The organism is Gemmatimonadales bacterium (genome assembly GCA_035502185.1).
Classification (GTDB): domain Bacteria; phylum Gemmatimonadota; class Gemmatimonadetes; order Gemmatimonadales; family JACORV01; genus Fen-1245.
Map to the genome: position 1 here is coordinate 98,690 of DATJUT010000050.1, position 8,215 is coordinate 106,904.

Genomic DNA, 8,215 nt, shown 5'->3' on the forward strand with positions numbered 1-8,215 from the left:
GTGGCTGACCCCGGGATCGAGCGCCGCGCCGCCCGGATGACCGCCGTGGCGAGCGTGCGCCAGGTGCTCGCGCTGCCGCTCGGGCTGCTGTCCGCCATCACCGTCGCCCGTCTCTACGCGCCGGCCGACCTCGGGCGCTTCGGCATCCTCGCCTTCGTCGTCTCGATTCCCGCGCTGGTGGGCGACTTCGGGCTCTCCCAGGCGTTCGTGCGCCAGAAGGACGACCCGGCCGCCGGCGACCTTTCGCTCGCCTCGTCGCTGCAGCTGTGGGTCGCGGTGCTGGCGTTCCCCGTCATCGCCGTCGCCGCCGGCGCCGAGGTCCGGGGCGCGCCGTCGTGGCTCCCGCTGGCGGTGCTGCTCTACCTGCCCACCCTGCTCGGCGCCGCGGCGCTCCGCGCCAACGTCCTGGTGCAGCGCCGCCTCGACTTCGCGCGGCTCGCAGTCCTCGACCTGGTGCAGCAGGTCGCCTACATCACGATCCTCGCCACGCTGGGGTTCCTGCGTGCCGGGGTGGCCGGCCTGGTGGCCGCCACCGCGCTGACGCAGGCCGCCCGCCAGGTCGTCCTCGCCTGGTGGTATCCGGTCCGCCCGCGCGCCCTCCCGCGCCTCGGCCGGCTCCGCGAGGTGATCCGGAGCGGCCTGCCCCTCCACCTCACCGGCATCGTGTCCGGCTTTCACGCCGGCATGGTGAACTGGCTGGGGACGCCGCTGTTCGGCCCGGTGGGCGTGGGCTACCTGCGGTGGAGCCTGGACATGACCAGCCGCGTGGGCATCGGCCTCGCGCACGCGATCGGCCAGGTGGTCTTCCCCACGGTCGCGCTGATCCAGGACGACGCCGTGCGCCTGGGCCGGGTGCTCGCGCGCGCCGTCCGCTACAACGCGCTCCTCATCGGCTTCCCGCTCGCGCTGCTGGCCGGCCTCGCCACGCCGGTCATCACCGCCGTCTTCGGCGGCCGCTGGCTGCCGGCGACGCTCGCGCTGCGGATCTTCGCGCTCCACATGACCGCCGGCGCGGTGCTGATCCCGCTCGACGCCGCGGTCCGCGTGGTGCGGCCGGCGCTGTGGTCGCTCGGCATCATCCTGGCATACCTCGCGGTCGAGGTCGGGCTGGCGCTCGCCCTCGCCGGCCCGCTCGGCATCGTCGCCATTCCGGTGGCGCACCTGGCGGCCACGGTCCCGCTGGTCGTGGTGCTGCGGGCGCTGCTGCCGGCGGCGGCGCGGCCCGCCTGGCTCGACAACGTCGTGCTGCCCCTCGTCGCGCTCGCGGCGACGTTCGCCGCCAGCTTCTGGGTGGCGGGCGCGCTGGCGCCCTGGCCGGCGCTGTTCGCCGGCTGCGCCGCCGGCGCGGTCGCCGCCGCGGCCGCCGTGTACCTGCTCGGCCGCCGCACCATCTGGCCCGAGCTGGTGCGGGACCTGCGGCACCTGGCGCCCGCCCGGTCCGGGGCCTGATGCGCGTCCTCGTCCTCTCGGACCTGTATCCGCCGGTGAGCCTCGGGGGCTACGAGGTCGCCGCGCGCGAGGTCGCGGAGGCGCTCGCCGCGCGCGGCCACGCGGTGTGGGTGCTCACCGGCGACGCCGGCGCGGCCAGCGGAGCCGCGGCCGAGCCGCGGGTCGCCCGCGTGCTGCGCTCGCGGATGGGCACGACGCCCGGCGTGCTCGGCCTGGGCGGCGAGGCGCGCCGGCAGGCGGCCGACCGCGCGGCGGTCGAGCGGCTGCTCGCCGAGGCGCGCCCGGACGTCGTCTTCCTCTGGAACACCGGCGGCGTGTCGCACCAGGTGTTGAGCCGCCTGATGAACGGGCCGGTGCCGACGGTGATCTACGTGTTCGGCGACTGGCCGCTCCGGAAGTTCGTGGATCCGGCCGACCTCGATCCCTGGGCGGGGATCTTCGCGCCCCGGCCCGAGCCGAGCTGGCGCCGCGCGGCGCGCCGGGTGTTCGCCGGCCTCGCGCGCCTCCGTGGCGTGGCCACGGAGGCCGCGCCGCTGCGGTTCGACCACCTCGAGTACGGCTCGCGCTTCATGATGGACCTGCTGCACCGCAGCGGCTTCACGGCCGCAGGCACGGAGCGGCTGGTCTATTACGGACTGTTCGGCGACTACGCGCGCGCCGCGGACGAGGCGCCCGCGCCGCGCGGCGCCGGCGGACGGGAGATCCTGTTCGTCGGCCGCCTGTGGGAGGCCAAGGGCGTGCACACCGTCGTCGAGGCGCTGGGCGCGTTGCGCCGGCGAGGCGAGAGCGGGGTGACGCTCACGGTGGCCGGTCCCGAAGAGCAGCTGGACTACGTCGCGGCACTGCGCCGCCGGGCGGACCAGCTGGGAGTGGCCGCCCAAGTACGGTGGGCGGGCGCCGTTCCGCGCGAGAAGCTGCTACCGCTCTACCGCGCGCATGACGTGCTGGTGTTCGCGTCGGAGTACGACGAGCCGTTTGGCATCGTCCAGCTCGAGGCGATGGCGGCGGGATGCGTGGTGGTGGGCACCGGCACGGGCGGCAGCTCGGAGATCCTCGAACGCGACCGGAATGCCCTGCTCTTCCGGGCGGGCGACGCTGGCGACCTGGCCGACCGGCTGGCGTTTCTGTTCGGAAATGCGCCGCTGCGCGAGCGGCTGCGGGAAGGCGGCAAGGCCACCGTGCGCGAGCGGTTCCTCGGCGCGCGGATGGTGGACGAGGTCGAGGCGCACCTCGCCGAGATCGTGCGGACGCGGCGGCGGGTGAGCGCGTGAGCGGCCCGCTCGCTGCGGCCTGGCGCCGGCTCCGGCTCGAGCTGGTGGTGGCCTACGTGCACCGGCGAACGCTGCTCACGCGGCGGCACGCGATCGCGGCGCTGAACACGGGCGGCGGCCTCAGGCTGCACCTCGGATCGGGCGACCGGCTGCGGACGGGCTGGGTGAACGTGGACATCCACCCGGCCGCCGACCTCCGGCTGGACGTGCGTCGCGCCTGGCCGTTCGCCGACGGATCGGCCGGGGAGGTCTACGCGGAGCACCTGTTCGAGCACCTCGCGTGGCCGGCGGAGACCGCGCACTTCCTCGCGGAGGCGCGGCGGGTGCTCCACGGCGGGGGCGTGCTGCGCCTCAGCGTCCCGGATCTCGCCCGTCACGTGCGCGCCTACGTCGACGGCGACGCCGCGTTCGCCGGCGCGTTCGCGCCGTTCCTTCCGCCGGGAGCGGTGACCCGCGCCGACGCCCTCAACCACCACTTCCGGCAGGACGGCGAGCACCTCTACGCCTACGACGCCGAGACGCTCGCCGAGCGGCTGCGCGCCGCGGGCTTCGCGGATCCGCGCGCCGTCGCCCCGTCGCGGGAGTACGAGCAGGCGGCGCGCGACTTCGAGAGCCTGGTGATGACGGCGCGGCGCCCGTGAAGATCTGGGTCGTGCCGGCCGTGCCCAACACGCCGCTGCGGCACCGGGCGGCGGACATCGCGCTCGCGCTCGGCGCGCGGCATCGCGTCACCATCCTCTACGGCGAGCGCCAGCCGTCGGGCCTCGGCCTCGCGGGCAAGCTGCTGTGGCACCTGCGCCAGGCATTCACCACCGCGCGCCGCCCGCTCGGCCCGGGCGTCACGGCCCGGCGGCTCCCCTCCCTGCCGCGCTGGCCCGCGGCCTCCCGCGCCTGGCAGTCGCTGTGGCTCGCCGTATTCGCGCGCGCCGCCCGGGCGGAGGGGGTGGTCACGCAGAACACCGGGGAGGTGCGCGCACCGCGGCTTCGGCGCGTGCGCGTGGTGTACGATCTGCCCGACGACCACGTCGCGGGCCTCGAGCTGGCCTCACGCGGCGCGGCTGCCGGCGAGGTGCGGCGGTTCATCGCACGCGAGCTGCGGGGCGCGGCTGCCGTGACCGCCTCCTCGCGCGTGCTGATCGAGGTGCTCAAGCGGGAGTTCGGCCGCGACGCCCTGCTGGTGCCCAACGGCACCTGGGTGCGCCGGTTCCGGGACGCGGTGGCGCTCCCGACCGCGTCGCTGCGCGAGCGGCTGGCGCTGGGCCCGGGGCCCGTGATCGGATTCACCGGCGGGCTCGACGGATGGCTGCTGGCCGGACTGCTGATCGAGACCTGGCGCACCGTGCGGCGCGCGCGGCCGACGGCACAGCTCCTGGTGGTGGGCGGCGGCGAGCGCGCGGGCGAGCTGAGAGACGCCGGCGCCGGCGTGACCGTCACCGGGTTCGTCGCCCCCGACGAGGTGCCGGCGCACGTCGCGCTGTTCGACGTCGGCGTGGTTCCGTTCGCGCGGAACGCGCTCACCGACGCGATGCTGCCGATCAAGGTGTTCGACTGCGCCGCCGCGCGGAAGCCGGTGGTGAGCACACCGCTCGGCGCGTACGCGGGCGAGGACCTGCCGTTCCTGCGGATCGCGGCCCCGGCGACCGGGGAGTTCGCCGCCGCGGTGCTGGCGTCGCTCGACGCCGGCTGGCAGGCCGCCTGGGACGCGGCGGTGGACCGGTACGACTGGGACCGGCTGGTCGTGCCCCTCGAGCGGCTGCTGACCGGAGCGCCCACTCCGTGACGGCGAGCGCCGCGTGAAAGTCCTGGCGTTGCTCTCCGACAACCCGTGGCCGCCGAACACCGGCTCGCGCGTCCGCAACGCGTACCTCTGGCCGGAGCTCCAGCGCCTCGGCGTCGAGGTCAGGCTGCTCGCGCTCGACCAGGGCCACGGGCCCATCGTCCGCAACCACGCCGCCGACGCGGGCGGGCGCACCGAGGTCGAGCTGCACACGCTCGACCGCGAGCGCCTGCCGCTCCGCGCCTGGCACGCGCTGACGCGCAGCTACCACCAGTGGCCGGTCTCGAGCTCGCTCCGGCAACGGGTGCACGAGTTCATGCACGGGTGGCACCCCGACGTGATCCACGCCGAGGAGCTGCGGATGGCGGCGTACCTGCCGGACCGCAGCCACCTGCCCCGGTCGCTCCGCACGATGACCCTCCACAACGTGGAGTCGGACCTCCTGCGGCAGACCGGCTCCACGGCGGTGCGCCGCGGCCGCCCGCTGGTCGAGCTGCTGCACCGCGCTTCGCTGGCGCGGTTCGAGCGGGAAGCCGTCCTCGGCGCCGACCTGGCGTTCGCATACTCGGCGGCCGATCTCGCCCGCTACCGCCAGCTCGTGCCCGGCGGCCGCTGGGCCGCGACCCGGAACGGCACCCACGCGGCCGCGATCACGCCGGCCCCGCCGCCGACCCCGCCGGCCGTGCTGCTCCTCGGGTCGCTCGGCTACGCGCCCAACGTGCAGGGGCTGTACTGGTTCCTCGATCACGTGCTGCCGCTGCTGCCGCGCGGGGTCGCCGTCACCATCGCCGGCTCGCGCGCCCCCGACGAGGTGCGGCGCCGGCTCGCGCGCGCCCCCGTGCGCTTCGAGGATTCGCCCGAGGACGTGGCGCCGCTCTACGCGGCCCACGCGCTGTGCGTGGTGCCCGTCTTCCAGGGCAGCGGCACGCGGGGCAAGATCCTCGAGGCGCTGGCCTACGAGCGCGCCGTGGTGACCACCACGCCGGGCGTGGGCGGGCTCGAGCTGTCGGAGGGTGAGGGCTTCGTGCTGGCCGACGACGCCGAACGGTTCGCGGCGCAGCTCGCGCGGCTCGTCGCGGCGCCGGACGAGCGAGCGGCGCTCGCGCGGCGCGGGCGCGCGGCGGTGCTCGAGCGTTACGACTGGTCCGCCGTGGCCGGGGACCTCCTGGCGGCCTGGTCGTCCCGGACGGCGCACCGCTGATGCACGTCGCCCTGATCAAGCTCGGTGCCCTGGGCGACGTCGTGCGCACCACGTCGCTGGTGCCGGGGCTCAAGCGCCTCGACCCCGCGCTGGAGCTGACCTGGATCACCGACGCCGCCGCGGTCCCGCTGATCGGCTACCACGGCGACGTGCGCTTCGTGCGCACGCCGGACGAGCCCGGCGCCTGGCGCGAGACCCAGTTCGACTGGGTCATCTCGCTCGACGACAGCCGGGTGGCCTGCCACCTCGCGAGCCTGCTCAGGTCGCTGCAGCTCTCCGGCGCCTACCGCGCGGCGGACGGCAGCCTGCGCTACACGCCCGACCTCGAGGAGTGGTTCGGGATGGGGCTGCTGCGCTCCGAGGAGGACGGCGGGCTCGCCGAGGCCAACCGGCGCAAGCAGGCGAACGCGCGCACCTTCGGCCAGATCCTCTTCGACGGGCTGCGCCTGGCCGGGCCGGTCGAGCGGCCGCTGGTGCAGATCCCGCCGGCGGCGCGCCTCGAGGCGGACCGGGTCCTGATGGACCTCGCCGCGCAGACCGGCACGGACCTCGGCGGAGAGCGTCGCGCGAAGGTGGTCGCGCTCAACACCGGCGCCGGCACGCGGTGGAAGTACAAGAGCTGGGGCGAGGACGACACCGCGCAGCTGGCCGCCCGGCTGCACGACGAGCTGGGCGCCGCGGTGATCCTCACGGGCGGCGTGGAGGAGGCGGTGCGCAACGCGCGGATCGTGGCCGCCGCCGACCGGCCGGGCGTGCTGGCGGCGCCGCTCCTGCCGGACCTGCTGGTGTTCACCGCGCTGCTGGGCCGGTGCGACGCCGTGGTGACCAGCGACTCGCTCGCGATGCACCTGGCGCTGTCGCAGGGCGTGAGCACCATCGCCTTCTTCGGCCCGACCTCCGACGCCGAGATCGACCTGTTCGGCCTCGGCGAGAAGGTCGTCACGCCGCTGCCCTGTCGCCGCTGCTACCTCCAGGACTGCGAGGTGCGCCCGCACTGCATGCAGAGCATCGGCGTCGCGCGGCTGTTCGACGCGACGGCGCGCTGGCTGAGCCGGTCCCGGTGGTCGCGACCCTCCGGGCCGTCGGGGAGGGTGAGCGGCGCCGACCGGGCACCGTAGGCGTTCCGGCGTTCGCGCCGCGACGGAGCCGCCGGCCGGTCTTGTCGCGCCCTGGCGGCGGCCCCAGATTGCCCGGCACGGGCCCTTAGCTCAGATGGTTAGAGCGGCGGACTCATAATCCGTTGGTCGGTGGTTCGATCCCACCAGGGCCCATTCTCCCTTCCACAACGGTCAGCGGTATGCTCTCGGCGCAACCATGCGCGGCGGCGAGAGCATGCCGACTACGGCCCTCGCCATTGGCTGGCGAGTGGTTGGGCGCGGCGTACATTTGCCCGCGACCGCAATCCAGGAGGAAGGCATGACCCGCTGCATCGCCGCGGTCACCTTGCTCGCGCTCGCCGCTTGCGCCCCGAAGCCCGAGTCCCCCGAGCAGATGGCCGCCCGTATGAAAGCCGAGTCGGACTCGGCCAAGACCGCTCTTCAGGCTGGCCTCGACCGATTCTGCCGGGAATGGGCCGCTGGCCGGGCGGACTCGGTCGCGATGTTCTACGCCGAAGACGCGGTGGCGATGTACCCCAACGAGCCTGCAGTCAAGGGCCGGGCGGCAATTCAGGCTGAGCTCGTCAAGGACCTGAGCTACGGGACGTACCAATGCTCCCTCACCGTCACTGGCGTCGAGGCGAACGGCCCGCTGGCGTTGGCGTGGTACACCTACGTAGAGACCTTCAAGCCCGGGCCGCACGCGCCCCCGGGAATGGCGGCGATGTTCCCCGACACGGGCAACTCCGTGACCGCCTTCAGGAAGGTGAACGGCCAGTGGCTGGCCTTCGTAGATATCGGCGTTACGAGCCGGGCGATGCCAGCCCCGGCTGCGAAGAAGCACTAGGCCGACGCAGTCCACCCGTTGACGCGAAGGGCCCGGCACATTGCCGGGCCCTTCTGATTCGTGAGGTTCGGCCTCTAGAGCAATGGCCGAACAGGCGGTGGGTGAAACCGTGGGTGACGAGTGGTGCCGAGCAGTGCCAAGTGGTACAAGTGGTGCTGAGTAGTCCCGAGCCGCATGCACAAGAACGGCCAAGCTGTGCTGAGCTGTGCCGAGTCGTGCCGAGTGGTGCCGAGCCAGTACCCCTCTCATAATCCGTTGGTCGGTGGTTCGATCCCACCAGGGCCCATTGTCAGCAACAGGCAGGAACCGCCGCAACATGGTGGTGCTCGGACTCTTTCCCCGGACTTCTCCACGCACACCCAGTCCCCAACGCAGGGCCGCTGCGAGGCGGCCGCTGCGTCGTGGTACTTGCCTGAGATCTTGGCCCGAAACAAGCCGGGTGCGCCGAGCAGCAGGAGCTGGTCACGATCAACCGCGGCAACGCGTGCGAAGCTGTCATTCCCGCGACAGCGGCCGGATTGCGAGGCGAACCACTCGTTCCAGCCCAGAGCCTCACGCGCGAATTCGGCCATC

General features: G+C 74.2%; 8 protein-coding genes and 1 tRNA gene. 8 read left to right on the forward strand and 1 reads right to left on the reverse strand.

The features are described from left to right. From VMF70_07025 to VMF70_07060, 8 genes are all read left to right on the forward strand, one after another. On the forward strand, window positions 1–1,449 hold the full coding sequence (locus VMF70_07025; GenBank protein ID HTT67763.1) for an oligosaccharide flippase family protein: 1,449 nt from the start codon (window positions 1–3) through the stop codon (window positions 1,447–1,449). Beyond that, the gene (locus VMF70_07030; protein HTT67764.1) at window positions 1,449–2,720 is read left to right on the forward strand and encodes a glycosyltransferase family 4 protein; all 1,272 of its coding nucleotides are present in this window, start codon (window positions 1,449–1,451) and stop codon (window positions 2,718–2,720) included. Before VMF70_07025 ends, VMF70_07030 begins: the two co-directional genes overlap by 1 nt. Continuing rightward, window positions 2,717–3,361: a methyltransferase domain-containing protein gene (locus VMF70_07035; GenBank protein ID HTT67765.1), complete on the forward strand. Its 645-nt coding sequence runs from the start codon at window positions 2,717–2,719 to the stop codon at window positions 3,359–3,361. Before VMF70_07030 ends, VMF70_07035 begins: the two co-directional genes overlap by 4 nt. Then, window positions 3,358–4,500 (forward strand): glycosyltransferase, encoded by a 1,143-nt coding sequence (locus VMF70_07040; protein HTT67766.1) that lies wholly within the window; start codon window positions 3,358–3,360, stop codon window positions 4,498–4,500. Before VMF70_07035 ends, VMF70_07040 begins: the two co-directional genes overlap by 4 nt. A gap of 13 nt (window positions 4,501–4,513) precedes the next feature. Then, complete coding sequence (locus VMF70_07045) at window positions 4,514–5,698, forward strand: glycosyltransferase family 4 protein (GenBank protein ID HTT67767.1); 1,185 nt, start codon at window positions 4,514–4,516, stop codon at window positions 5,696–5,698. Beyond that, window positions 5,698–6,816, forward strand: coding sequence for a glycosyltransferase family 9 protein (locus VMF70_07050; protein ID HTT67768.1), 1,119 nt, complete (start codon window positions 5,698–5,700; stop codon window positions 6,814–6,816). Before VMF70_07045 ends, VMF70_07050 begins: the two co-directional genes overlap by 1 nt. A 79-nt stretch (window positions 6,817–6,895) precedes the next feature. Further along, window positions 6,896–6,969: transfer RNA gene (locus VMF70_07055), tRNA-Ile, on the forward strand. Between the two features lie 145 nt (window positions 6,970–7,114). Beyond that, a complete protein-coding gene (locus tag VMF70_07060; GenBank protein HTT67769.1) occupies window positions 7,115–7,642 on the forward strand; it encodes a nuclear transport factor 2 family protein in 528 nt (175 codons plus the stop codon). A gap of 245 nt (window positions 7,643–7,887) precedes the next feature. Here the strand turns inward: VMF70_07060 and VMF70_07065 are convergent. After that, a partial coding sequence (locus VMF70_07065; GenBank protein ID HTT67770.1) for a hypothetical protein occupies window positions 7,888–8,215 on the reverse strand: 328 nt, incomplete at its 5' end.

Coding starts and splice junctions, on each gene's coding strand:
- VMF70_07030 (HTT67764.1), top strand. CDS start 1,449: ATGCGCGTCCTCGTCCTCTCGGACCTGTATCCGCCGGTGAGCCTCGGG.
- VMF70_07050 (HTT67768.1), top strand. CDS start 5,698: ATGCACGTCGCCCTGATCAAGCTCGGTGCCCTGGGCGACGTCGTGCGC.
- VMF70_07060 (HTT67769.1), top strand. CDS start 7,115: ATGACCCGCTGCATCGCCGCGGTCACCTTGCTCGCGCTCGCCGCTTGC.